Source organism: Pseudomonas sp. BT76 TE3572 (genome assembly GCF_050435365.1).
Taxonomy (GTDB): domain Bacteria; phylum Pseudomonadota; class Gammaproteobacteria; order Pseudomonadales; family Pseudomonadaceae; genus Aquipseudomonas; species Aquipseudomonas fluorescens_W.
The window spans coordinates 2,977,693-3,002,463 of record NZ_JBNDKE010000001.1; the positions used below are offsets into that span (position 1 = coordinate 2,977,693).

Annotated in this window: 20 protein-coding genes, 1 tRNA gene and 2 pseudogenes; 14 read left to right on the forward strand and 9 right to left on the reverse strand. The window is 59.7% G+C overall.

What is annotated here, in order from left to right; all coding sequences use genetic code 11:
• Positions 1-71: 71 nt before the first annotated feature.
• From ABH912_RS13710 to ABH912_RS13775, 14 genes and pseudogenes are all read left to right on the forward strand, one after another.
• Entirely contained in the window at positions 72-2,636 is a 2,565-nt protein-coding gene (locus ABH912_RS13710) for a TonB-dependent receptor (RefSeq protein WP_429510909.1), read from the forward strand.
• A gap of 114 nt (positions 2,637-2,750) precedes the next feature.
• Positions 2,751-3,347, forward strand: a complete 597-nt coding sequence (locus tag ABH912_RS13715; RefSeq protein WP_429510910.1) for a biliverdin-producing heme oxygenase — start codon at positions 2,751-2,753, stop codon at positions 3,345-3,347.
• A gap of 118 nt (positions 3,348-3,465) precedes the next feature.
• Positions 3,466-3,855 (forward strand): YbaN family protein, encoded by a 390-nt coding sequence (locus ABH912_RS13720; protein WP_033056834.1) that lies wholly within the window; start codon positions 3,466-3,468, stop codon positions 3,853-3,855.
• Between the two features lie 451 nt (positions 3,856-4,306).
• Positions 4,307-5,266: pseudogene (locus tag ABH912_RS13725) on the forward strand (chemotaxis protein); the annotation flags it as partial.
• A gap of 378 nt (positions 5,267-5,644) precedes the next feature.
• Positions 5,645-6,172: pseudogene (locus ABH912_RS13730) on the forward strand (methyl-accepting chemotaxis protein); the annotation flags it as partial.
• Between the two features lie 72 nt (positions 6,173-6,244).
• On the forward strand, positions 6,245-7,573 hold the full coding sequence (locus ABH912_RS13735; RefSeq protein WP_033056837.1) for a CoA transferase: 1,329 nt from the start codon (positions 6,245-6,247) through the stop codon (positions 7,571-7,573).
• A gap of 166 nt (positions 7,574-7,739) precedes the next feature.
• Entirely contained in the window at positions 7,740-8,105 is a 366-nt protein-coding gene (locus ABH912_RS13740) for a DUF5064 family protein (RefSeq protein ID WP_033056838.1), read from the forward strand.
• A gap of 244 nt (positions 8,106-8,349) precedes the next feature.
• Positions 8,350-9,858, forward strand: coding sequence for a sigma-54-dependent transcriptional regulator (locus tag ABH912_RS13745; RefSeq protein ID WP_033056840.1), 1,509 nt, complete (start codon positions 8,350-8,352; stop codon positions 9,856-9,858).
• A 448-nt stretch (positions 9,859-10,306) separates the two neighbouring features.
• Positions 10,307-10,690, forward strand: a complete 384-nt coding sequence (gcvH, locus tag ABH912_RS13750; RefSeq protein WP_033056841.1) for a glycine cleavage system protein GcvH — start codon at positions 10,307-10,309, stop codon at positions 10,688-10,690.
• 11 nt (positions 10,691-10,701) lie between these two features.
• The gene (gene gcvP / locus ABH912_RS13755; protein WP_429510911.1) at positions 10,702-13,554 is read left to right on the forward strand and encodes an aminomethyl-transferring glycine dehydrogenase; all 2,853 of its coding nucleotides are present in this window, start codon (positions 10,702-10,704) and stop codon (positions 13,552-13,554) included.
• 206 nt (positions 13,555-13,760) lie between these two features.
• The gene (locus ABH912_RS13760) at positions 13,761-15,137 is read left to right on the forward strand and encodes an L-serine ammonia-lyase (RefSeq protein ID WP_033057607.1); all 1,377 of its coding nucleotides are present in this window, start codon (positions 13,761-13,763) and stop codon (positions 15,135-15,137) included.
• Between the two features lie 38 nt (positions 15,138-15,175).
• Positions 15,176-16,300 (forward strand): glycine cleavage system aminomethyltransferase GcvT, encoded by a 1,125-nt coding sequence (gcvT, locus tag ABH912_RS13765; RefSeq protein WP_429510912.1) that lies wholly within the window; start codon positions 15,176-15,178, stop codon positions 16,298-16,300.
• Between the two features lie 403 nt (positions 16,301-16,703).
• Positions 16,704-16,916 (forward strand): cold-shock protein, encoded by a 213-nt coding sequence (locus tag ABH912_RS13770; protein ID WP_003175786.1) that lies wholly within the window; start codon positions 16,704-16,706, stop codon positions 16,914-16,916.
• 96 nt (positions 16,917-17,012) lie between these two features.
• Positions 17,013-17,501, forward strand: coding sequence for an RDD family protein (locus tag ABH912_RS13775; protein ID WP_429510913.1), 489 nt, complete (start codon positions 17,013-17,015; stop codon positions 17,499-17,501).
• Positions 17,502-17,564: 63 nt separating this feature from the next.
• Here ABH912_RS13775 and nadA read toward each other — a convergent pair whose 3' ends face one another.
• The 9 genes from nadA to tolR form a co-directional block, all read right to left on the reverse strand.
• Entirely contained in the window at positions 17,565-18,623 is a 1,059-nt protein-coding gene (nadA, locus tag ABH912_RS13780; protein ID WP_008146918.1) for a quinolinate synthase NadA, read from the reverse strand.
• Between the two features lie 272 nt (positions 18,624-18,895).
• Positions 18,896-18,971: transfer RNA gene (locus ABH912_RS13785), tRNA-Lys, on the reverse strand.
• A 63-nt stretch (positions 18,972-19,034) separates the two neighbouring features.
• Positions 19,035-19,727, reverse strand: a complete 693-nt coding sequence (gene queC, locus ABH912_RS13790; protein WP_033057619.1) for a 7-cyano-7-deazaguanine synthase QueC — start codon at positions 19,725-19,727, stop codon at positions 19,035-19,037.
• A gap of 1 nt (position 19,728) precedes the next feature.
• Complete coding sequence (gene queE, locus ABH912_RS13795) at positions 19,729-20,376, reverse strand: 7-carboxy-7-deazaguanine synthase QueE (RefSeq protein WP_033057618.1); 648 nt, start codon at positions 20,374-20,376, stop codon at positions 19,729-19,731.
• 165 nt (positions 20,377-20,541) lie between these two features.
• Positions 20,542-21,381 carry a tol-pal system protein YbgF gene (gene ybgF / locus ABH912_RS13800; protein ID WP_033057602.1) on the reverse strand — a complete coding sequence of 280 codons (840 nt, stop codon included), beginning with the start codon at positions 21,379-21,381 and terminating at the stop codon, positions 20,542-20,544.
• Positions 21,382-21,387: 6 nt separating this feature from the next.
• On the reverse strand, positions 21,388-21,885 hold the full coding sequence (pal, locus tag ABH912_RS13805; protein WP_003178634.1) for a peptidoglycan-associated lipoprotein Pal: 498 nt from the start codon (positions 21,883-21,885) through the stop codon (positions 21,388-21,390).
• A gap of 52 nt (positions 21,886-21,937) precedes the next feature.
• On the reverse strand, positions 21,938-23,218 hold the full coding sequence (gene tolB / locus ABH912_RS13810) for a Tol-Pal system beta propeller repeat protein TolB (protein ID WP_166675809.1): 1,281 nt from the start codon (positions 23,216-23,218) through the stop codon (positions 21,938-21,940).
• A 17-nt stretch (positions 23,219-23,235) separates the two neighbouring features.
• A complete protein-coding gene (gene tolA, locus ABH912_RS13815; protein ID WP_033057600.1) occupies positions 23,236-24,315 on the reverse strand; it encodes a cell envelope integrity protein TolA in 1,080 nt (359 codons plus the stop codon).
• On the reverse strand, positions 24,315-24,767 hold the full coding sequence (gene tolR / locus ABH912_RS13820) for a protein TolR (RefSeq protein WP_161807482.1): 453 nt from the start codon (positions 24,765-24,767) through the stop codon (positions 24,315-24,317). The genes tolA and tolR overlap by 1 nt, the downstream gene beginning before the upstream one ends.
• Positions 24,768-24,771 lie beyond the last annotated feature (4 nt).

Sequence of the window (24,771 nt, forward strand, 5' to 3'; positions counted from 1 at the left end):
AATGCAATTGATTCGCATCTTCAGATGCCAGTCAGCACCTATAAAGATTCGTGCGACACGGAGCGCTATCGATGTCCTCTCGCCTTACCCGCCAACCTTCTTCACCTTCTCGCGTGCTGTCGCTGCTGACCGCCGCCATCCTGATGGCCGGCAGCGCGCAGCTCTGCGCCGCCCCCGCAGCAGAGCAACCGACCCGCAACATGGGTGATTACGCGTTTGCCATCCCTCAGCAGTCGTTGGTCTCGGCACTCAATGCCTTTACCGCCGTGACCGGTTGGCAGGTCGGCTTGCCGGCAGAACTGGCTGAAGGCGTGGCCTCGCCGGGCGTACGGGGTTCGCTGCCACCGGAGAAAGCCCTCGATCGCCTGTTGGTGGGGACCAACCTGAGCTATCGCAAACTGGGCAGCAACAACATCGTGCTGGAGAAGCGCAGCAACAGCAACGCGCTCAACCTGGACCAGGTGACCATCAGCGCCACCCGTAACGAGCAGGACGTCAACAGCGTTCCGGCGACCGTCACCGTCCAGACCCGCGAAGACCTGGACCGCAACAACGTCAATAACATCAAGGATCTGGTGCGCTACGAGCCGGGTGTTTCGGTGGGCGGTGCCGGTCAACGCGCCGGCCTCACTGGCTACAACATCCGCGGCATCGACGGCGACCGCGTACTGACCCAGGTCGACGGTGTGCAGGTGCCCGATAGCTTCTTCAACGGCCCTTACGCCCAGAGCAACCGCAACTACGTCGACCCCGAGATCGTCAAGCGCGTCGAGATTCTGCGCGGCCCGGCGTCCGTGCTCTACGGCAGCAACGCCATTGGCGGCGCGGTCAGCTACTACACGCTGGACCCAGACGACATCATCAAACCGGGCAAGGATGTCGGCGCACGCCTGAAAACCGGCTACAGCTCGGCCGACGACAGCTGGCTGACCTCTGGCACGGTGGCCGGTCGCACCGGCGACTTCGACGGCCTGTTGCACTTGAGTCAGCGCAATGGTCATGAAACAGAGTCCTACGGTGAAACCGGCGGCACCGGCCTGAACCGCACCGAGGCCAACCCCGAGGACGTACGCACCACCAACGTGCTGGCCAAACTGGGCTGGGACTACGCCGACGATGCGCGCTTCGGCCTGACTTACGAGCACTACAAGGATGACCGCGACACCAACCAGCTGAGCGCAGTGGGTGGACCGTTCAACGCAGGACGCGGTTTCGGCTTCTATAAATCCCGTACCGGCAACGACACCGTCACTCGCGAACGCTTCGGCCTGGAACACAGCTTCGGCCTGGACAGCATCCTGGCAGACAACATCAAATGGACGCTGAATTACCAGATCGCCAAGACCGACCAGAGCACCGAAGAAATCTACGCGCCGTCGCGCACCGTGCTGCGCAATCGCGATACCACCTACAAGGATCGCCAATGGGTGTTCGATGCCCAGGCTGACAAGTCGTTTGCCATCGCCGACACCGACCACCGCGTCACCTATGGCACCACCCTCAAACAGGACAAAGTCACTGGCCTGCGAACCGGTAGCGGCACCTGCCTGACCGTGGCTGGCGCTTGCCGGGTAATCGGTGCCCCTAGCGCCGCCGACACCCTCAAACCGGCCAGCGACTTCCCGGACCCGACCATCAACAGCTACAGCCTGTTCGCCCAGGATCAGATCAGCTGGGGCAACTGGACCTTCCTGCCCGGTGCCCGCTACGACTACACCGAGCTCAAGCCGCACATCACCGACGAGTTCCTGGTCACCGCCGACCAGAGCGGCAATGGCGTGGTGAGTGACAAGACAAAGACCTGGCATCGTCTGTCGCCTAAATTCGGCACCACCTATAGCTTCAACGACCACTACACCTGGTATGGCCAATACGCCGAAGGCTTCCGCACGCCGACCGCCAAAGCCCTGTACGGTCGCTTTGAGAACCTGGCTGGCGGCTATCAGGTCGCACCTAATCCCGACCTGGAACCGGAAAAGAGCAAGAGCTATGAAACCGGCCTGCGCGGCCAGTTCGACGCTGGCACTTTCGATGTGGCGGTGTTCTACAACAAATACCGCGACTTCATCGACGAGAACGCCATCACGCCCGGCTACACCGAGACCACCTTCCAGAGCAACAACATCGCGCACGCCACCATCAAAGGCGTCGAGCTCAAGGGTCGCCTGAACCTCGACAGCTTCGGCGCCCCGACCGGTCTCTACACCCAAGGTTCGATGGCCTACCTGTATGGCCGAAACGATGACAGCGGCCAGCCGCTTAACAGCATCAACCCGCTGACCGGCGTGTTCGGTCTGGGTTACGACCAGGACAACTACGGCGCCCTGTTGAGCTGGACACTGGTCAAGCGCAAGACCCGCGTCGACAGCACCAGCTTCAAAACCCCGGACGGCACCAGCACTCAGTTCAAAACCCCGGGCTATGGCGTGCTCGACCTGGCCGGCTTCTACAAGGTGACCGACGACGTAACCGTCAACGCCGGTTTGTACAACCTGACCAACAAGAAGTACTGGCAGTGGGACGACGTGCGCGGTTACGACAGCGTCGGCGAAGCCTCGGTCACTCAACCGGCCAACCTTGATCGCCTGACCCAACCCGGTCGCAACTTCGCGATCAATCTGGTCTGGGATATCTGACCCCATCACCTCACTGCGTTGCTTTTAGAGAAGTGGCGCAGTGAGGTTTTTTTACTGTCAGGCGCCACGTCATTCGTCTCGTTACCAAGCGCCTCATTTTCCCAAGGACTTCTCATGACCACTCAGGACACCGCTTTGCGTTCACAACGTTTGAACCAGATCACCAACGAGCCTCACACCAGACTTGATGCCTTGGTCAAAGCCCACGCACCGTTTGAAACCCAGGCCAACTTCGCGCGTTTTGTGGTGGCTCAGTATTTGTTTCAGTCGGAACTGGTGTCGCTGTACAACGATGCCGAATTGACCGCCATCGTCCCGGACCTGCCGGCTCGTTGCCGTGCTGAAGCGGCCAAGGCGGACCTGGCGGATCTGGAAACTGAAGTGCCGGAGCCAGTCACAGGCGCCGTGAAGAATCCAACCAGAGCCGAAGCACTTGGCTGGCTGTTCGTGTCGGAAGGTTCGAAACTCGGCGCAGCATTTCTGATCAAGCGTGCTGTGGGTCTTGGGTTAAGCGAAACCTTTGGTGCCCGCCATCTCGGCGAACCGGCCGGCGGTCGCGCGGAAGGCTGGAAGCGCTTCGTCAAAACCCTCGACGGACTGGAACTCAGCGCACAAGAAGAAGCCGAGCTGGATAAAGGTGCTATCGACGCGTTCAACCGCTTCACCGTGTTGCTGGAACAGGCCTACGCCTCCACCCCCGAACACGCCTGACAACACCTCCCTGTAGGAGCGAGGCTTGCCCGCGAATGGTACGGCGCGGTACTTCAGACAGACCGCGTTATCGTTCTTCGCGGGCAAGCCTCGCTCCTACAGAGCATTCGTAAACTTTATGAGCACCACTTCAAAACTCGCCCGAATCCTCTTCGGTCTGCTCGCCTACATCAGCCTCGGCATCGGCCTGATCGCCATCGTCGTGCCCGGCCTGCCGACCACCGAGTTCATCCTGCTGGCCGCCTGGGCCGCGACCAAGAGTTCGCCGCGCCTGAGCGCCTGGCTGGAAAACCATCGGCTGTTCGGTTCCATCCTGCGTAACTGGCGCAACGGCAAAATCATCGCCCGCCGAGCCAAAGTCAGCGCCACCGTCAGCATGCTGCTGTGCGCCGGGTTGATGCTGGCGATGCTCGATCCTGGCTGGCCGATCTTCCTGGCGATTGCCGGCATGAGCCTGGGCAATCTGTGGATCTGGTCGCGACCGGAATCGCTGCCGACAATTTCCTGAATTTCTGCCCTTTTCAGGGCATTTTCCTGCGCAAACGTTCACCTGTTACCGTTCGTCGGCTTCGCGTTCATGCAACCTGCGCCCACGCCGATGTGCATTAAATGGCGCTGAATGGACTTGGCGAACCGGGTCGATCCCGACTCACAGCCAACACCTCATCCATTCGCGAGTTCGTCCTATGTTCGACTCTCTCTCCATCCGCCTGAAAATCGTCCTGCTGTCCGGTCTGTGCCTGCTGGGCGTGGTCGTCCTGATCGTCGGCATGAACATCTACCAGACCGATCAGAACGATGAACTGGTCAGCGCCTCCAGCAGCAAGATGCTCACCGCCAGCGTGCAGAACCTGCTCCAGGCCAAGGCTGCCGAGCAAGCGGTGCGGGTGCAGAAGACCTTCGGCGAAAGCCTGCTGGTGGTGACTGCCCTGGCCGATCAGATCAAGGACATGCGCAACATGGCGAGCAATCGCTCCCTTGACGCCGGCGCCCTGCGTGAAGAGTTGAACCAGAGCCTGAAAACCGCCTTCGAGCGCAACAGCAAAGTGCTCGGCATCTGGCTGGCATTCGAACCCAATGGTCTGGATGGCAAGGACAGCGAATTCGCCAACGATGCCGCTCGCCAATCCAATGAAGCTGGTCGTTTCGCCAGCTACTGGAGCCGTGCCGGCGGTGTCGGGATCAACACGATCATGGTCGAAGACGACATGACCAAAACCACCTTGAGCCTCAGCGGCACACCCTATAACAGCTGGTACACCTGCCCCCGCGACAGCAAGCGCACCTGCCTGCTCGACCCGTATGCCGACACCGTCGCCGGCAAGGAAATGCTGATGACCACCATTTCCGTACCGCTGCTGGTGGATGGCAAATCCATCGGTGTGGTCGGTGTGGACATCGCCCTCGACGCACTGCAAGCGGCGGCTGTCGACTCCCAACGCGATCTGTTCAACAGCGCCGGGCACATGCTGATCGTCTCCGGCAGCGGCGTACTCGCCGGTTACAGCGTCGACGCGAGCAAGGTCGGCAAAAGCATCGGTGACACCCTGGGTGCAGACGGTAAGGACGTCCTGCAATTGCTCAGCGCTGGCACGCCGAAGATTCTCGAGCAGGGCGACCTGATCCGTGCGGTGTACCCGGTCAGTCCGATTGCCGAGTCCAAGGCCTGGGGCGTGGTGATCGACCTGCCGAAACAAGTGTTGCTGGCCGACTCGGTCAAGTTGCAAGCCGTACTCGATGACGCCCAGCAAAGCGGCACGATCAAAGCCGTTTTGCTGGCGGTGATTGCCGGGCTGGTCGGACTGGTGCTGATCTGGCTCACGGCGTCCGGCGTGACCCGGCCGATCAACAGCGTGGCCCAGATGCTCAAGGCGATTGCCAGCGGCGACGGCGACCTGACGCAGCGTCTGCACTACAGCAAGAAAGACGAACTGGGCGAACTGGTGAGCTGGTTCAACCGTTTCCTCGACAAGTTGCAACCGACCATCGCGCAGATCAAACAAAGCATCACCGACGCGCGCGGCACCGCCGACCAGTCTTCGGAAATCGCCCGCCAGACCAGCGAAGGCATGCAGGTGCAGTTCCGCGAAATCGACCAGGTCGCCACCGCGTCCAACGAAATGAGCGCCACCGCCCACGACGTCGCCAACAGTGCCTCGAACGCAGCGAACGCGGCCAAGGGTGCCGACCAGTCGGCCCGCGATGGCATGCAGATCATCGAACGCAGCACCCGCGACATCAATCAACTGGCCGACGAAGTCAGTAAGGCAGTGACCGAAGTCGAAGCACTGGCGGTCAACAGCGAGCAGATCGGCTCGGTGCTGGAAGTGATCCGCAGCATCGCCGAACAAACCAACCTGCTCGCGCTCAACGCGGCGATTGAAGCGGCGCGTGCCGGCGAGAGCGGTCGTGGGTTTGCGGTGGTCGCCGATGAAGTGCGCAACCTGGCCAAACGCACCCGGGACTCGGTGGAAGAAATCCGCATCGTGATCGAGCGCATCCAGACCGGCACTCGCGGCGTGGTGGCCACGATGCATTCGAGCCAGACCCAGGCTCACAGCAATGCCGGGCAGATCCAGCAAGCGGTGCAGGCCCTGAGCAAAATCAGCGACGCTGTGACAGTCATCAGCGACATGAACCTGCAAATCGCCAGCGCCGCCGAACAGCAAAGCGCCGTGGCCGAAGAGGTCAACCGCAACGTCTCGGCGATCCGCACCGTCACCGAAACCCTGACCGGCCAGGCCACCGAATCGGCGCAGATCAGCAGCCATCTCAACTCGTTGACCTCGCACCAGATGAAATTGATGGATCAGTTCAGGGTTTAAACAGGCGCCACCGAACGATCATCGCAGGCAGCATTTTGATCTATGATCAGGCCCTCTCCCGGAGGGCCTTCGATGACTGATTTACTCACGTCCATTCAAGCCGCACTCGGCTTGCCTCACACCCAGGTCAAGTTCACCTCGAGCGGCGCCCTGCCCTCGGCGTTTGCCGTCACCGACCTGGCGTGCGCCAGCATTGCCGCTGCCGGCCAGGCTGTCAGCGAATGGCTGCAGCTACAAACCGGTCGCTTACCCAGCCTTGAGGTCGACCGCCGCCTGGCTTCTTTCTGGTTTGCCACGTCGATCCGCCCGGTAGGCTGGAGCATCCCGCCGCTATGGGACCCGGTCGCCGGTGACTACGCGACCAATGACGGCTGGATCCGCCTGCACACCAACGCGCCCCATCACCGCGCCGCCGCCGAAAAGGTGCTCGGCGCCTGTGCCGACCGTGCCGCGATGGCGAGCAAGGTTGCTCAATGGGCCAAAAGCGATCTGGAGCTGGCCGTGGTCGAGGCCGGTGGCTGCGCCGCCGAGATGCGTAGCTGGGCGCAATGGCAGGCGCATCCCCAAGGTCAGGCGGTGAACGCCGAACCGCTGATTCAGTTTGCTGACAACAGTCACCAGAGCGCGAAACCGTGGCAAGGCTCGGTGGCGCAACCGCTGGCCGGGATCAAGGTGCTGGATTTGACCCGAGTGCTCGCCGGGCCGATCGCCAGCCGTTTTCTGGCAGGCCTCGGCGCCAACGTTTTGCGGATCGACCCACCGACCTGGAACGAACCGGGGGTAGTGCCGGAAGTCACCCTGGGCAAACGCTGCGCGCGCCTGGATCTGCACGACAAGACGGATCGCGCGGTGTTCGAAAGCCTGCTCAAGGACGCCGACATTCTGCTCCACGGCTACCGCGCCGACGCACTGGAACGCCTGGGTTATGGTGTCGCCGAACGCCAGAAACTGGCGCCCGGCCTGATCGACGTCAGCCTCAATGCTTACGGTTGGAGCGGCCCGTGGCAGAACCGCCGCGGCTTCGACAGCCTGGTGCAAATGAGCAGCGGAATCGCCGACGCCGGCCTGCAGTGGAAGCGCGCGGACAAACCGACGCCATTACCCTTGCAAGCGCTCGATCACGCCACCGGGTATTTGATGGCGGCCAGTGCGATTCGATTGTTGGGGCGTAGTGGATCGGCGCGGTTGTCGTTGGCGCGTACGGCGAAGTTGCTGATCGAAAATGGTGCGGGAACAGATGAGCCGTTGCGGGCGGAGGATGACAACGATCAAGGACTGTTGATTGAGCAGACGCCTTGGGGACCGGCGCATCGACTTCATGTGCCACTGAAAATAACGGGGACACCGCTGCAGTGGACACTTCCGGCTTCGGAATTGGGCTCCCATCGCGCGCAGTGGTAAACCACTGATCGTTCCCACGCGGAGCGTGGGAACAGACTGGAAAAGTCGCGGTGATCGGTCCACTCTCGGACACGGCGACACCCGGATAAGCTATCAATAAAAGAAACTCCGAGGGCAGGCCTGAGGTCTGCCCTGATTCAATGCCTTTTTGAAGGAGAGACGTTAAATGGCAACGTTCGAGCCCGGTCACCTGCACATCGAGCGCCACGCGCTGAACAAGGAAGATTACAGTTTCAGCCTGAGTATCGACTATGAAGTCAGCCAGGACCCCAAGGAAGGTCAAGGCATGCTCTTCAAGATGCATGGTTCGGTCGAGGGTAAGGACCTGAAGGAAGAATTTTTCCTGCCCAAGGATCAGGCGTTCGACTTCGCCCGACATGCCACGCGCATCGCGCAAAAATACGGCTTGCCCAAGGAAGCCAGCATCGTTTCGATTCACAAGCAATATGACGAGATGTTTGAAGATGTGCGCGCGCAGCTCGACGTCAAATCCGGCGACCCGATAAAACCCGAGCATCTGGATCGAATCTGAAGGCCACCCCGAGGGGCGAGGGGACTGACCACGTTGCTCTTTCGAGCTACATCGACCTGAGATATCGAGTCGAACTCAGATTTTGAAAGCGACAGATATCTGCCCCCTTTCCCCCTCTCCCCACTGGGGAGAGGGCTGGGGTGAGGGGTGGCTTTCGAATCCACCATCAATCTCAAGATTTCACCCCAGCCCTCCTCCAAGGCATACTTGCCACCCTCCGCACTCCAGAACCCAACAACGCCCCATGCGTATCCACGTCAGCTTCATCGACCGCGTCGGCATTACCCAGGAAGTCCTGGCCTTGCTCGGTGGGCGCAATCTCAATCTGGATGCGGTGGAAATGGTCCCGCCCAACGTCTACATCGACGCCCCGACCCTGAGCCCGGAAGTCCTCGAAGAGCTGCGCGATGCGTTGTTCAGCGTGCGCGGCGTGCAAGCGGTGACGGTGGTCGACATTCTTCCCGGTCAGCGTCGGCACCTGCAGCTTGATGCGTTGCTCGCGGCCATGACCGACCCGGTCCTGGCGCTGGACAGTGCCGGCAAGGTGCTGCTGGCCAACCCGGCACTGATCGCCTTGTACGGTCGCGAGCCTGACGGCGAAAGCATCGCCGACCTGTTCGCCGACCCGACACTGCTCGAAGCCCTGCTGGAAAACGGCTTCCGCCTGCCGCTGCGGGAAGTCACCGTCAACGGCCAGACATTACTGCTGGACGCCACACCGATTACCGATGCCGGCGCCCTGCTGACCCTGTATCAACCCAACCGCATCGGCGAACGCCTGTCGGCGCTGCACCACGACCATGCCGAAGGTTTCGATGCGCTGCTCGGTGAGTCCCCGGCGATTCGAACCCTCAAGGCCCGTGCCCAGCGCGTTGCGGCGCTTGATGCGCCGTTGCTGATCCAGGGCGAAACCGGCACCGGCAAAGAACTGGTGGCGCGTGCCTGCCACGCCATCAGCGCCCGGTACAGTTCACCATTTTTGGCGCTGAACTGCGCGGCATTGCCGGAGAACCTCGCCGAAAGCGAACTGTTCGGCTACGCCCCCGGCGCCTTCACCGGCGCACAACGGGGCGGCAAACCCGGGCTGATGGAACTGGCCAACCAGGGCACGGTGTTTCTCGATGAGATCGGCGAGATGTCGCCGTACTTGCAGGCCAAGTTGCTGCGTTTCTTGAACGACGGCAGCTTCCGCCGGGTGGGCGGGGATCGTGAGGTGAAGGTCAATGTGCGGATCCTCAGCGCCACGCACCGCGACCTGGAAAAAATGGTCAGCGAAGGTTCGTTCCGCGAAGATTTGTTCTATCGCCTCAACGTCCTGAACGTCGAAGTCCCGCCCCTGCGCGAACGTGGCCAGGACATCCTGCTGCTGGCCCGCTACTTCATGCAGCAGGCCTGTGCGCAGATCCAGCGTCCGGTCTGTCGCCTGGCGCCCGGCACCTATCCGGCACTGCTCGGCAATCGCTGGCCGGGCAACGTGCGGCAACTGCAGAACGTGATCTTCCGCGCCGCCGCCATTTGCGAAAGCAGCCTGGTGGACATTGGCGACCTCGATATCGCCGGCACCTCCGTGGCACGGCAGAGTGACAGCGACGTCGATAGCCTCGAACAGGCGATGGAAGAGTTCGAAAAAACCCTGCTGGAAAAACTCTACGTCAGCTACCCCTCGACCCGCCAACTGGCCAGCCGCCTGCAAACCTCCCACACGGCGATTGCCCATCGGTTGCGCAAGTACGGCATTCCGAATAAGCCGTAAGCCTGACAATTCAATCTCTCTACCAACACCAAACCACTGTAGGAGTGAGCCTGCTCGCGATAGCGATATGTCAATCGCTGCATGTATTGACTGATACACCGCTATCGCGAGCAGGCTCACTCCTACAGGTTTTATGTCCGGCTTGAAATCTGTTCAAAAACGACCTCCATCTGTACTGAAAGCGCTACAGTGGAACGATATCGCTACACTCTCTTCCGATCACCGCTGTGCAAGGCTTTGATCCACTTAGGCTTTTTTCTCCACCTTGTGCTGTAGCGATTTCGCTACAGCCAGCAAATCGCTGCACCTCGAAAAAACACATAAAGTATTGATATTTAACAATAAAAAAACATTGGCCGCGATTTTGCTTAGTAACCATCCATAAAGCAGGGCTTTGCCCAGTATTCAATCGCGTCCACCAGACGAGTCTGGCCCCTTAGGAGTTTCCATGAGCGAGTTGCGTTTTACTGAAGATCACGAATGGCTGCGTACCGAAGCTGACGGCAGCGTCACAGTCGGCATCACCGCTTTCGCACAAAACGCCCTGGGCGACGTGGTTTTCGTACAACTGCCTGAGCTGCAGTCCTACGACAAAGGCGCTGAAGCCGCCACTGTGGAATCGGTAAAAGCCGCCAGCGGCGTGTACATGCCACTGGACGGTGAAGTGCTGGAAGTGAACCCGGCACTCGACAGCAGCCCTGAACTGGTCAACGAAGACCCGCTGGGCGAAGGCTGGTTCTTCCGCTTCCAGCCAAGCGACGCCTCGGCTGTCGCCAAACTGCTGGATCAAGACGCTTACGACCGTCTGATCAAAGCCAACGCCGAAGCCTGAGGAGCGCTGACATGACTCAAGTAAGCCTGACCACCGCCAACGAATTCATCGCCCGCCACATCGGCCCGCGCGCCGGCGACGAGCAAGCCATGCTCAACAGCCTGGGTTTCGACTCGCTGGAAGCCCTGAGCGCCAGCGTCATCCCCGACAGCATCAAGGGCACCAGCGTCCTCGGTCTGGAAGACGGCCTGAGCGAAGCCGATGCCCTGGCCTTGATCAAGTCCATCGCCGGCAAAAACCAGCTGTTCAAGACCTTCATCGGCCAGGGCTACTACGGCACGCACACGCCGTCGCCGATCCTGCGCAACCTGCTGGAAAACCCGGCCTGGTACACCGCCTACACCCCGTATCAGCCGGAAATTTCCCAGGGCCGTCTCGAAGCGCTGCTGAATTTCCAGACCCTGATCAGCGACCTCACCGGCCTGCCGATCGCCAACGCCTCGCTGCTGGATGAAGCCACCGCCGCTGCCGAAGCCATGACCTTCTGCAAACGCCTGAGCAAGAACAAAGGCAGCCATGCGTTCTTCGCCTCCGTGCATTGCCACCCGCAAACCCTCGACGTGCTGCGCACCCGCGCCGAGCCGTTGGGCATCGATATTGTCGTTGGCGACGAGCAAACACTGACTGACGTGACGCCGTTCTTCGGCGCCCTGTTGCAATACCCGGCGAGCAACGGTGATGTGTTCGACTACCGCGAACTGACCGAACGCTTCCACGCCGCCAATGCGCTGGTGGCGGTCGCCGCCGATCTGTTGGCCCTGACCGTGCTGACCCCGCCGGGTGAGTTCGGCGCCGACGTGGCCATCGGCAGCGCGCAACGCTTCGGCGTGCCGCTGGGCTTCGGTGGTCCGCACGCGGCCTATTTCTCCACCAAGGACGCGTTCAAGCGCGACATGCCGGGCCGTCTGGTCGGCGTCTCGGTGGACCGTTTCGGCAAGCCGGCGCTGCGCCTGGCGATGCAGACCCGCGAGCAACACATCCGCCGCGAGAAGGCCACGTCGAACATCTGCACCGCCCAGGTGCTGTTGGCCAACATCGCCAGCATGTACGCCGTGTACCACGGCCCGAAAGGCCTGACGCAGATCGCCAACCGCGTGCATCACCTGACCGCGATTCTGGCCCAAGGCTTGAAAACCCTCGGTCTGAACGTCGAGCAGGAAAACTTCTTCGACACCCTGACGATCAAGACCGGCGCCAACACCGCCCAGCTGCACGAGAAAGCACGCGCCCAGCAGATCAACCTGCGCGTGGTCGATGCCGAACGTCTGGGCCTGTCCCTCGACGAAACCACGTCGCAAGCGGATGTGGAAACCCTGTGGGCCCTGCTGGCCGACGGCCAGACCCTGCCGGACTTCGCCGCCCTCGCCGCCGCTGTTCAAAGCACGATCCCGGCCGACCTGCTGCGTCAGTCGCCAATCCTCAGCCACCCGGTGTTCAACCGCTATCACTCGGAAACCGAGCTGATGCGCTACCTGCGCAAACTGGCGGACAAGGACCTGGCGCTGGACCGCACCATGATCCCGCTGGGTTCGTGCACCATGAAACTCAACGCCGCCAGCGAAATGATCCCGGTGACCTGGGCCGAATTCGGCGCCCTGCACCCGTTCGCCCCGGCCGCGCAAAGCGCCGGTTACCAGCAACTGACCTTTGAGCTGGAAGCGATGCTCTGCGCCGCCACCGGCTACGACGCGATCTCGCTGCAACCGAACGCCGGTTCCCAGGGTGAATACGCTGGCCTGTTGGCGATTCGTGCGTACCACCAGAGCCGTGGCGAAGACCGTCGCGACATCTGCCTGATTCCGTCGTCCGCCCACGGCACCAACCCGGCCACCGCCCACATGGCCGGCATGCGCGTGGTCGTCACCGCCTGCGACGCCCGCGGCAACGTCGACATCGAAGACCTGCGCGCCAAGGCCATCGAGCACCGCGAACACCTCGCCGCGCTGATGATCACCTACCCGTCGACCCACGGCGTGTTCGAAGAAGGCATCCGCGAAATCTGCGGCATCATTCACGACCACGGCGGCCAGGTGTACATCGACGGCGCCAACATGAACGCGATGGTCGGCCTCTGCGCGCCGGGCAAGTTCGGCGGCGACGTGTCGCACCTGAACCTGCACAAGACCTTCTGCATCCCGCACGGCGGTGGCGGCCCGGGCGTCGGCCCGATTGGCGTCAAGTCGCACCTGACCCCGTTCCTGCCGGGTCACGCCCAGATGGAACGCAAAGAAGGCGCGGTTTGTGCCGCACCGTTCGGCAGCGCGAGCATTCTGCCGATCACCTGGATGTACATTCGGATGATGGGTGGCGCGGGCCTGAAGCGCGCGTCGCAATTGGCGATCCTCAATGCCAACTACATTTCCCGTCGCCTCGAAGAGCACTACCCGGTGCTGTACACCGGCAGCAACGGCCTGGTGGCGCACGAATGCATCCTGGATCTGCGTCCGCTGAAAGACAGCAGCGGCATCAGCGTCGATGACGTCGCCAAGCGCCTGATCGACTTCGGCTTCCACGCCCCGACCATGTCGTTCCCGGTCGCCGGCACGCTGATGATCGAGCCGACCGAAAGCGAATCCAAGGAAGAACTGGACCGCTTCTGCGACGCCATGATCCGCATCCGCGAAGAAATCCGCGCGGTGGAAAACGGCACCCTGGACAAGGACGACAACCCACTGAAAAACGCCCCGCACACCGCGGCGGAAATCGTCGGCGAGTGGACGCATCCGTACAGCCGTGAGCAAGCGGTGTATCCGGTTGCGTCGCTGATCGAAGGCAAGTACTGGCCACCGGTCGGTCGCGTCGACAACGTGTTTGGCGACCGCAACCTGATCTGCGCCTGCCCGTCGATCGAAAGCTACGCTTAAACGAATAAGGGGGCGGGTTCACTCGCCCCCTCTTTCAAGAACACCACAAAACCCTTGTAGGAGTGAGCCTGCTCGCGATGACGGACTGACATTCACCATAAATGTCGACTGAAAGATCGCTATCGCGAGCAGGCTCACTCCTACAGGGGGTCCGTGCAAAGCCCCAGATTCCGTGAATTCCTATAACAAGAAACCGGAGAACAACCATGTCTTTAAGCGTGTTCGACCTGTTCAAGATTGGCATCGGCCCCTCCAGCTCCCACACCGTCGGCCCGATGCGTGCTGCCGCACGTTTCGCCGAAGGTTTGCGCCGTGAAGGGCTGCTGGCCGCGACCACCTGCGTCAAAGTCGAGCTCTACGGATCACTCGGCGCCACCGGTAAAGGCCACGGCAGCGACAAGGCTGTGTTGCTGGGCCTGGAAGGCGAACACCCGGATACCGTAAACACCGAAACCGTCGCCGCCCGTCTGCAAGAAATCCGTGGCAACGGGCGCTTGAACCTGCTCGGTGAACACAGCATTGCGTTCAATGAGAAAGAACATTTGGCGATGATCCGCAAACCGTTGGCCTATCACCCCAACGGCATGATCTTTCGCGCCTTCGATGCCGCAGGCTTGCAAATCCGCAGCCGCGAGTACTACTCGGTCGGCGGTGGTTTTGTGGTCGATGAAGACGCCGCCGGCGCCGACCGCATCGTTGAAGACGCCACACCACTGACCTTCCCGTTTAAAAGCGCCAAGGACCTGCTCGCTCACTGCACCACCTATGGTCTGTCGATCAGCCAGGTGATGCTGACCAACGAAAGCGCCTGGCGCCCGGAAGCGGAAACCCGCGCCGGTCTGCTGAAAATCTGGCAAGTGATGCAGGACTGCGTCGCTGCCGGTTGCCGCAACGAAGGCATCCTGCCGGGTGGTTTGAAGGTCAAACGGCGGGCGGCCGCGCTGCATCGGCAACTGTGCAAGAACCCGGAGTCTTCACTGCGCGATCCGCTGTCGGTGCTGGACTGGGTCAATCTCTACGCACTGGCGGTCAACGAAGAAAACGCCAACGGCGGGCGCGTGGTGACGGCGCCTACGAACGGTGCGGCTGGGATCGTCCCCGCTGTTTTGCATTACTACATGCGCTTCATCCCCGGCGCCAACGAAGACGGCGTCGTGCGTTTTCTGCTGACCGCGGCCGCGATCGGCATTCTCTATAAAGAAAACGCCTCGATCTCCGGCGCTGAAGTCGGCTGTCAGGGTGAGGTCGGCGTAGCCTGTTCCATGGCCGCCGGTGCTTTGTGTGAAGTCCTCGGTGGCACCGTGCAGCAAGTGGAAAACGCCGCCGAAATCGGCATGGAACACAACCTCGGCCTGACCTGCGACCCGATTGGCGGGCTGGTGCAAGTGCCTTGCATCGAGCGCAACGCCATGGGCTCGGTGAAAGCCATCAACGCGGTACGCATGGCCCTGCGTGGCGACGGTCAACACTTCGTCTCCCTCGACAAGGTCATCCGCACCATGCGCCAGACCGGCGCCGACATGAAAAGCAAATACAAGGAAACCGCCCGTGGCGGTTTGGCGGTCAACATTATCGAGTGCTGATGCTTACGCGCATCTGCACACTTTTTCAGGAGCTGAATATGTCCACCGAACAACTGTCGAAAACTCCGCTGCACGCACTGCACATCGAACTCGGCGCCCGCATGGTGCCGTTTGCTGGCTACGACATGCCGGTGCAATACCCGCTCGGCGTGATGAAAGAACACCAGCACACCCGTGATCAGGCCGGGCTGTTCGATGTCTCGCACATGGGCCAGATCCGTCTGACCGGCGCCAATGCTGCCAAGGCGCTGGAAACCCTGGTGCCGGTCGACATCATCGACCTGCCGGTGGGCATGCAGCGCTACGCGATGTTCACCAACGAGACCGGCGGCATCCTTGACGACCTGATGGTCGCCAACCTGGGTAACGACGAACTGTTCCTGGTGGTCAACGCCGCCTGCAAGGACCAGGACCTGGCGCATCTGCGCAAACACATTGGCGACCAGTGCACCATCGAGCCGCTGTTCGAGGAACGCGCCCTGTTGGCGCTGCAAGGTCCGGCTGCCGTCACCGTACTCGCGCGCCTGGCGCCTGAAGTGGCGAAGATGACCTTCATGCAGTTCGCCCGCGTGAAACTGCTGGGTGTGGACTGCTTTGTCAGCCGTTCGGGCTACACCGGTGAAGACGGTTACGAAATCTCCGTACCGGCCGCCAACGCCGAAGCCCTGGCTCGCGCCCTGCTGGCCGAACCTGAAGTAGCGGCCATCGGCCTTGGCGCTCGCGACTCCCTGCGCCTGGAAGCCGGCCTGTGCCTCTACGGCCACGACATGAACACCGAGACCACCCCGATCGAAGCGAGCCTGCTGTGGGCTATCTCCAAGCCTCGTCGTGCTGATGGCGCTCGTGCTGGCGGCTTCCCCGGCGCAGAAACCGTGTTCGGACAGCAACAAGCCGGTGTCAGCCGCAAACGCGTTGGCCTGTTGCCACAGGAACGTACGCCGGTGCGCGAGGGTGCAGAGATCGTCAATGAATCAGGCGAGATCATTGGTGCGGTTTGCAGCGGTGGCTTCGGTCCGACCTTGGGCGGCCCTCTGGCGATGGGTTACGTCGACAGTGCTTATATCGCTCTCGATACGCCGGTATGGGCAATTGTTCGTGGGAAAAAGGTGCCTTTGCTTGTAAGCAAAATGCCATTTGTTCCACAACGCTACTACCGCGGCTGATTGACTGTTTCTATAAGTAACGCGGTTGCGTTAACCGTGCACTAATGTGTAACGCAACCGCCATGAAACAGTGCATTACTTTACCAGTCAGCTTCGTTTATGAACTTTGCTTATAACGATCGAAAACAATTGAACACGGCGATTGCATAAGCCAACACTAGTTGCGGTATAACGCCCCGGCGCGAGCAAATCCGGGCCCTCCACAGGGCTTGTTTTTTCTCCCGTAGTTGGCGTAGAGTTTGTTCACTGTGTTTGCATGGGTCGCTTGGAATCGTGACCTGGGCAGTAGCCTACAAGTTAGCTACATCCCGTTCGACGTCTTCTTACTCTCCTGCAACCAGCCCCAGTACTCTTTCACAAGAAGGAGGCTGTCATTAATTTTTTGCGTCAAAGGAAATAAGAAATGTCCCAACGTCAGAGCGGTACCGTCAAGTGGTTTAACGACGAGAAAGGTTTTGGTTTTATCACTCCAGAAAGCGGTCCGGATCTGTTCGTACATTTCCGCGCTATTCAGGGCAACGGCTTCAAGAGCCTGAAAGAAGGCCAGAAAGTGACTTTCGTTGCTGTGCAAGGCCAGAAAGGCATGCAGGCTGACGAAGTACAAGCAGAAGCCTAATCTTCTGTAACGAAAAAGCCCCTGATGCTGACATCAGGGGCTTTTTTGTGCGCGTAAATCCGTAAAATGGCTTCTTTTTTCCGTCCAGAGGCTGCCATGTCGAAACACCTGCTCAAACCCCAGGGCGACTTTCCCGCCGCCACCCTGGGCCGTCGCCTGGCAGCGATGTTCTATGACTTCTTGTTGTGTACCGCCCTGCTGATCGTCACCAGCGGCATTTACAAGATGATCCAGATGGCGCTCATCGGCGAAGACAAAATGCGCACCCTGACCGAAGCCGGCGCGCTGGACGGCGATCCATTGCTGTCGACGGTGCTGCTGTTTGTGCTGTTCGGCTTTTTCGCCAAGTTCTGGACCTGGTCCGGCCAGACCCTGGGGATGCAGGTCTGGTGCATCCGCGTGCAAAACGCCGACGGCTCATCCATCAGCCTGTGGCAGGCGTTGCTGCGCTTTGTGGTGTCGATTGCGTCCTTGCTGTGCGTCGGGCTGGGTTTCTTCTGGTCGCTGTTCGACAAACAGAAACGCAGCTGGCATGACATCTACTCCAATACCCAGCTCGTGCGGATTCCAAAGAAAACCAAGTAATCCAGCAGATGCAAAAACGCCCCGATCGAATCGGGGCGTTTTTTTTGGCTCACTGTCGGCGAATCAGGCGTTGCCGGCCAATTTCATCCGCGCTGCCTGTGTGAAGTCGAGCATGCGCTTGAGCGGCCGAATCGCTTGTGGAATCAGTGCGGGATCGACAAAGATCTCGTTAGTCCCTTCCTTCAAGCTCTTGAGCGTGCGCTCAAGGGTATTCATCGCCATCCACGGGCAATGTGCGCAACTGCGGCACGCAGCGCCGTTACCGGCCGTTGGCGCTTCGATGAAGACCTTGTCCGGGCACAGCTGCTGCATCTTGTAGAAGATGCCGCGATCAGTGGCGACAATAAAGGTCTTGTTCGGCAGGCTCTGCGCTGCCGCAATCAACTGACTGGTGGAGCCGACGGCATCCGCCAACTCGATCACTGAAGTCGGCGACTCCGGATGCACCAGAATCGCTGCGTCCGGGTACAGCGCCTTCATGTCTTCGAGTTGCTTGGACTTGAACTCTTCGTGAACGATGCAGGCACCATCCCACAGCAGCATGTCCGCGCCGGTCTGACGCTGGATGTAAGTGCCCAAATGTTTATCCGGGCCCCAAATGATGGTCTCGCCGTTATCCATCAGGCTTTCGACGATCTCCAGCGCGCAGCTTGAAGTCACCACCCAATCCGCCCGGGCTTTGACCGCCGCCGACGTGTTGGCATACACCACCACGGTACGTTCCGGGTGCTGATCGCAAAACGCTGAGAACTCGTCCACCGGGCACCCCAGGTCCAGCGAGCAAGTCGCTTCCAGGGTCGGCATCAGGATGCGTTTTTCAGGGTTGAGGATTTTAGCGGTTTCGCCCATGAACTTCACACCGGCGACCACCACGGTCTTGGCCGGGTGAGCATTGCCGAAGCGGGCCATCTCCAGCGAGTCGGAGACGCAACCGCCGGTTTCTTCGGCCAGGGCCTGAATAACCGGATCGCAATAGAAGTGAGCAACCAGCACCGCGTCCTGAGCCTTGAGCTCGGCGGCGATGGCGGCACGGTAATAGGCCTCCTCCTCGGCAGTCAGCGGCTTGGGCTGCTTGGCGTCGAGGTGGGCTTGAACCAGAAGGCGTTCGGAAATCTGCGTCATGTTCGCAAGACCTGCAGGCGCTTTCGCGCGAAAGTCGAGTATACACCCGGCTCCGGACCCTTCAGGGTACCGCCGGGAGAGTGAGTATCATCAGGCACGGACAACGTTGGAGCTGCGCAAGGCTACAGAATATCCCGTGGATGCAAAAGATGATTCTGACCTGCGTCATGCGGTGCAGCCCCGCCGCGAGCCGAGCTCAAATCGCGGGCAAAAAAAAATCCGGAAATCCTCACTTGCGTGGGCCTTCCAGACTTTTAAAACTGCTACAAAAATGGTGGGTCGTGTGGGATTCGAACCTACGACCAATTGGTTAAAAGCCAACTGCTCTACCAACTGAGCTAACGACCCGCTGTGTGGTGGCGCGTATAATACTGATTTTTAAGGACTATTCAACACCTAATTTGAAATAAATCAAAAATAAGGTGTTGGGTCGCTGATTCCGGCTGCCGCAAAGCCTTCTGCACGCAGGCGGCAGCTGTCGCACTTACCGCATGCGCGGCCTTTATCGTCGGCCTGATAGCAGGAAACAGTCAGCCCGTAATCAACACCCAGCTTCACGCCAGCCTGGACGATCTGCGCCTTGCTCAGGTTCTGCAGTGGCGCCTGAATACGGAAGCCATTCCCTTCTACGCCGGCCTTGGTCGCCAGATTGGCCATGCGTTCGAAAGACTCGATGAACTCGGGACGGCAGTCTGGGTATCCGGAGTAATCCACGGCGTTCACACCAATAAAGATGTCACGCGCGCCCAGCACTTCGGCCCAGCCTAATGCCAAGGAGAGAAACACGGTGTTGCGCGCCGGCACGTAAGTCACCGGAATACCTTCACCCGGCACTTCCGGGACATCGATGCTGCTGTCGGTCAGTGCCGAACCGCCGATACCGTTCAGGTTCAGACCGATCACCTTGTGTTCGACCACACCCAGGTCGCGCGCAACACGTTCAGCGGCGTGCAGTTCGGCATGGGACCGCTGACCGTAGTCGAAGCTCATGGTGTAGCAGCTGTAGCCTTCAGCGCGAGCCATGGCCACGACGGTCGCCGAGTCCAGGCCGCCGGACAGCAAGATGACTGCACGCTTTTCGGTAGTGTTCAGTTGTTCAGTCATTTCAGCGCCCCGGCTCGTCATTCCAAAGATATTTATGCAGCTGCAATTGCAGACGCACTGGCAGGTTGTCCGCCACCACCCAGTCAGCCAGATCCCGAGCATTCAGGTCATGGTGGCTTGGCGAGAACAGAACTTCGCCGGCACGCTGATCCAGACCGTACTGGATCAGCTTGGACACAGCCCAGTCGTAGTCTTCCCGCGAGCAGATGACAAACTTCACCTGATCGTTGGGCGTGAGCAGTTCGATGTTTTCGTAGCGGTTGCGATGGGCTTCTTTCGAACCCGGCGTTTTCAGGTCGACAACGCGACTGACCCGGGAATCTACCGCCGAGATGTCGAGCGCACCACTGGTTTCCAGTGACACTTCGTAACCGGCGTCGCACAACTGCTTGAGCAATGGGATGGCGTTGGGTTGTGCCAGCGGCTCGCCGCCGGTAACACAGACGTAACGCGGGCGAAAACCGGCCACTTGCTCGAGGATGTCGTCGAGCGTGCGAATGGTTCCGCCAGTGAACGCGTAGGCGCTGTCGCAGTACTGGCAACGCAATGGGCAACCGGTCAGGCGCACAAAAACAGTGGGCAGCCCGGCAGTCCGCGTTTCACCCTGCAACGAGTAGAAAACTTCGGTGATTCTCAATGTGTCTTGCATAGTCGCCACGGGCATAACAGCTAAACAGGCTGTCCGCCTCCGTCAGGCACTTCAAGGAACCCCGCCACCGCGTAGATCCCAAAAAGCGTGTTTCAAAAAAGGGTGTGAATTCTAACGAAAAAACCCGCGACAAGCGCGGGTTTCTTCGAAACAGGTCAAGCAACCTTACATTTTTTGCAGATCCCGCTGAGCCAGCTGAGCGGCGGAAGTGCCCGGGTATTGCGACACGACCTGTTGCAGAATGCCTTTGACCTTGTCGGGATGACCAAGGCGGCGCTCTACATCTGCCAGCTTGTACAGCGAGTCAGGCACTTTTGGGTGCTTGGGATAGAGCTGTGAAACCTTGGCAAAAGCCTGACCCGCACCTTGCAGATCGCCTTTGGCCAGGTTCACTTCGCCCAACCAGTACTGGGCATTACCCGCGTACTGACTGTTCGGGTATTTGCGCAGGAATGCGGCAAAAGCCTGGCTGGCCTTGTCGAAATCCTTGGCTTTGATCAGGTCGAAGGCTGCATCGTAATACAGTTTTTCCTTCGCCGGATCAGCCGGTTCGCTACCCGCGGCAGGCGCTTGAGCGGCTGCCGCTCCTGCGGCTGCGCCCGCTGCTGCACCGGGGGCATTCAAGCTGCCACCGGCGGAAGAATTATCAGGAGTCGCGGCTGGTGCAACGCCGGTTCCTATGCGCCGATCAAGATCCTGATATCGCTCCAGGTTCTCTTGCTTCATGCGCGCTACATCATTTTGCAGAACTTCGATGATGCCTTGTTGGCGCGAGATCTGCTCCTGCATTGATTGCAGTTGGTTGAACAGCTCGCCCTGTGCCGAGACAGGGGCCGAAACCCCTCCCCCGGCATAGGCGCCGTTCGTACCGTAACCTGCAGGCGGATTATTAGTCCCGCTATTGGTATAGCCGGAGTCATTATCGACCACAGGAACCGCAGCCCACACCGCAAGCGGTGCGAGGCTGAGAGCCAGAACAGTTACAGCACGACGGCACGTTCGCATGACGAATTACTTACGCAGTTCGACGCGACGGTTTTGAGCCCAGGACTGCTCGTCGTTGCCGGTAGCAACTGGACGCTCTTCGCCGTAGGAAACCAGTTCCAGCTGAGCTGGGGAAACACCTTGCAGTACCAGGTAACGCTGAACGGCTTTCGCACGACGCTCGCCCAGTGCCATGTTGTACTCACGAGTACCACGTTCGTCGGTGTTGCCTTCCAGAACAACGCGAGCGCCGTTTGCTTTCAGGTCTTTGGCGTGAACGTCCAGAGCGCGCATGGCTTCTGGCTTCAGGTCCGAGCTGTCGTATTCGAAGTAGAAAGTGGTGATTGCGCGCAGAGCAGCTTCTTCGCTCAGGGAGCCGTCAACTGCACCAGTGTTTGCGCCGTAACCAGCGTTTGGATCTACAGCGCCTTCACCGGCATTGTCGCCGCCTTTGGACGAGCAACCTACAGCTACAGCCATGGCCAGAGCCAGCGCAGCAAATTTACCAAACTTCAGCATTTCCATCGTGAAACTCCTAATGAACCCCAATGTGTTAAGTACAACGTGTAGCGCCGCGTCAGTTCAGGTAAGGGGACCAGGAAGGTTCTCTGACTTCGCCTTGTGCGGTAGGAAGCGGGAGCCTTACGCGTCCATTAATGGACACGAGCATCAAGACTCCCCGGCCCTGCTGGCGGGTGGCGTAGATTACCATGGTGCCGTTGGGCGCAACAGTAGGCGACTCGTCCAGAGTGCTATCAGTGAGGATCTTTACACTACCTCGCTGCAAATCCTGGGCCGCCACCTTGAAATTAGTGAAACCTTCCTGACGATGGATCATCACCAGGGTCTTTTCGTCAGCCGAAAGTTTAGGGTTGGCGTTGTAGTTACCGATAAAGGTCACACGCTCCGCACCACCACCGCCTGCGCTGGTTTTGTAGATCTGAGGCTTGCCGCCACGGTCCGAGGTGAAGTAGATGGTCGAACCATCTTTACCCCAGAACGGTTCGGTGTTGATGCCAGGACCGTTGGTGACACGCGTGATCTGACGCGAACCCAGGTTCATCACGTAGATGTCCGGGTTGCCGTCTTTCGACAGTACGAATGCCAGACGATTGCCATCCGGCGACCAGGCTGGCGCGCCATTCAGGCCTTCGAAGTTGGTGATCTGCTCACGGCGACCGGTGTCGATGTTCTGCATGAAGATACGCGGACGCTTCTGCTCGAACGACACATAAGCGATGCGCTTGCCGTCCGGTGCGAAACGCGGCGACAGGATCGGCTCGCGCGATTGCAGCAGGGTCACGGCACGGGCACCGTCATAGTCCGAACGTTGCAGCGTGTAGCGAGTGTTCTTCTCGGAGAAACGCTCGGCTGTCACGTACAGCAGACGAGTCGAGAACGCACCTTTGATACCGGTGAGTTTTTCGAACGACTGGTCCGCGATGTAGTGCGACATGTCGCGCAGTTGATCGACGCTGCCCGACACGCTGCCGGTCAGCACTTGCTGCTCGGTGGCGACGTTGAACAGTGCGTATTGAACCTGCAGGCGACCGCCCGCAGGAGCAATGCTGCCGACCATGACGTACTGGGCACCCAGCGCCTTGAAGTCACGGAAGATGATTTCGCTGGCCTGGCTTGGCTGGCTGATCATGTTCTGTTTTGGAATCGGCGAGTAGTAACCCGAGTTGCGCAGGTCGTTACCGATGATTTCGGCCATGTCGTCCGGCAGCACGCTGCCGCCCTGGTTGCCAAACGGAACGACTGCAATCGGGGTGGCCCGATCACTGCCGCTGGTGACCAGAATGTTTTTTTCATCGGCTGCCGCTATCCCTGCCATGCAGCAGATAACGACAAGCATTCCTCGAAGAAGGTTTCTCACAAGGCTAGATCCTCAGGTGTGAATGTCATCTTGAATGAACGATACGGAGCGAAATCGCTCGGCTTCATTCCCTGCATTTCTGTCAAACGTCCAATATTCTTGACCGCCGCAACAGCCGACGCGTCGAACGGACCATCGCCACTGGACTTGGCCACACTGACCGAAGTCACCGTACCGTCCGGCAACATGCCGATTTGCAACACGACTGTCATGCCTTTGCGGGCTGAAGGTGGACGAGCCCAGCCTTCCGCTGCACGAGCACGGATCAGATCATCGAAACTGCCGGCGACTTCGTCACCCTGCTCATCCGCCAAGGCTTGCTGACGCTGCGGCGTGTCGGAAAGCAAATCTGCCAAGGCCTGAGCCTTTTTGTCTTCGGCGGATTTACGTGCCGCTTCCTGCGATTTTTTCTTCGCAGCATCGGCAGCAGCTTTCTTCTTCGCGTCTTCGGCGACTTTCTTCTTCGCGTCTTCAGCTTCAGATTTCTTCTTGGCGTCTTCCGCGGCTTTCTTTTTCGCGTCTTCGACGATCTTTTTCTTCGCTTCTTCAGCGGCCGCTTTCTTGGCCTCTTCTTCAGCTGCTTTCTTGGCGTCTTCTTCGGCTTTCTTCTTGGCTATATCAGCCAATTGTTTCTCTTCGGCCTTTTTGGCTTCGGCGGTCTTCTTCGCTTCATCGGCTTTCTTGGCTTCATCAGCCTTTTTTGCCTCTTCCGCTTTCTTCGTCTCGTCGGCCTTTTTGGATTCTTCGGCTTTTTGAGCCGCGTCTTCCTTCTTTTGTTCCGCGGCTTTGATCGCTTCCTGCTCGATCTTTTTCTGTTCCATCTGTTCGACTTCGGTCTGGCGCGCGGCGGATTTCTTCGCCTCACCCGCAATCTTCTGATTGGTCTGGGTGGTCGCCTGACTTTTCGATTTCAGTTGGTACAGAGTCGCCTGGACAATCGGCTTGGCCGGCGGCAGTTCCGGTGTGAAGGCGAAACTGACGAACAGCATGCCAAAAACCAGCACGTGCAAGACAAGCGCCCAGACACTAGGCCAGAAGTAGCTTTCCGAGGCGGACGGCTCTCGCATTTGCTGCATCAGGGTGCCTCGGTAATCAAGCCAACATTACCGACCCCGGCTTTCTGCAACCCGCCCATGGCGCCCATGACGGAACCGTAGTCGACGGTCTTGTCGCCGCGGATGAACACCTGGGTACGCTTGCCACCTTCAGTGCCGGCGCGAATGATCTTGGTCACGGCGTCAGTCATCTGCGGCAAGGTCATGGCCTTGTCCTGTTGCTTTTCAGTGTCGACTTCGCTGCCAAGGTTCCAGTAGTAGGTCTTGTCAGCCTTGATCGAAATGGTCAGGACCTGGGTGTTGTTGTCCTGCGGCAAGGCTTCGCTGGAAACCTTGGGCAGATCAACTTTCACGCCCTGATTGAGCATCGGCGCGGTCACCATGAAGATGACCAGCAGCACCAACATCACGTCGATGTAAGGCACCACGTTCATCTCGGCAACCGGCTTGCGCTTTTTGCGAGCTCGAGCGATTAAA

Excerpts from the sequence above, each read along its gene's own strand:
- ABH912_RS13710 (WP_429510909.1), top strand. The coding sequence starts at position 72 with ATGTCCTCTCGCCTTACCCGCCAACCTTCTTCACCTTCTCGCGTGCTG.
- ABH912_RS13715 (WP_429510910.1), top strand. The coding sequence starts at position 2,751 with ATGACCACTCAGGACACCGCTTTGCGTTCACAACGTTTGAACCAGATC.
- ABH912_RS13720 (WP_033056834.1), top strand. The coding sequence starts at position 3,466 with ATGAGCACCACTTCAAAACTCGCCCGAATCCTCTTCGGTCTGCTCGCC.
- ABH912_RS13735 (WP_033056837.1), top strand. The coding sequence starts at position 6,245 with ATGACTGATTTACTCACGTCCATTCAAGCCGCACTCGGCTTGCCTCAC.
- ABH912_RS13740 (WP_033056838.1), top strand. The coding sequence starts at position 7,740 with ATGGCAACGTTCGAGCCCGGTCACCTGCACATCGAGCGCCACGCGCTG.
- ABH912_RS13745 (WP_033056840.1), top strand. The coding sequence starts at position 8,350 with ATGCGTATCCACGTCAGCTTCATCGACCGCGTCGGCATTACCCAGGAA.
- gcvH (WP_033056841.1), top strand. The coding sequence starts at position 10,307 with ATGAGCGAGTTGCGTTTTACTGAAGATCACGAATGGCTGCGTACCGAA.
- gcvP (WP_429510911.1), top strand. The coding sequence starts at position 10,702 with ATGACTCAAGTAAGCCTGACCACCGCCAACGAATTCATCGCCCGCCAC.
- ABH912_RS13760 (WP_033057607.1), top strand. The coding sequence starts at position 13,761 with ATGTCTTTAAGCGTGTTCGACCTGTTCAAGATTGGCATCGGCCCCTCC.
- gcvT (WP_429510912.1), top strand. The coding sequence starts at position 15,176 with ATGTCCACCGAACAACTGTCGAAAACTCCGCTGCACGCACTGCACATC.
- ABH912_RS13770 (WP_003175786.1), top strand. The coding sequence starts at position 16,704 with ATGTCCCAACGTCAGAGCGGTACCGTCAAGTGGTTTAACGACGAGAAA.
- ABH912_RS13775 (WP_429510913.1), top strand. The coding sequence starts at position 17,013 with ATGTCGAAACACCTGCTCAAACCCCAGGGCGACTTTCCCGCCGCCACC.
- nadA (WP_008146918.1), bottom strand. The coding sequence starts at position 18,623 with ATGACGCAGATTTCCGAACGCCTTCTGGTTCAAGCCCACCTCGACGCC.
- queC (WP_033057619.1), bottom strand. The coding sequence starts at position 19,727 with ATGACTGAACAACTGAACACTACCGAAAAGCGTGCAGTCATCTTGCTG.
- queE (WP_033057618.1), bottom strand. The coding sequence starts at position 20,376 with ATGCAAGACACATTGAGAATCACCGAAGTTTTCTACTCGTTGCAGGGT.
- ybgF (WP_033057602.1), bottom strand. The coding sequence starts at position 21,381 with ATGCGAACGTGCCGTCGTGCTGTAACTGTTCTGGCTCTCAGCCTCGCA.
- pal (WP_003178634.1), bottom strand. The coding sequence starts at position 21,885 with ATGGAAATGCTGAAGTTTGGTAAATTTGCTGCGCTGGCTCTGGCCATG.
- tolB (WP_166675809.1), bottom strand. The coding sequence starts at position 23,218 with ATGCTTGTCGTTATCTGCTGCATGGCAGGGATAGCGGCAGCCGATGAA.
- tolA (WP_033057600.1), bottom strand. The coding sequence starts at position 24,315 with ATGCAGCAAATGCGAGAGCCGTCCGCCTCGGAAAGCTACTTCTGGCCT.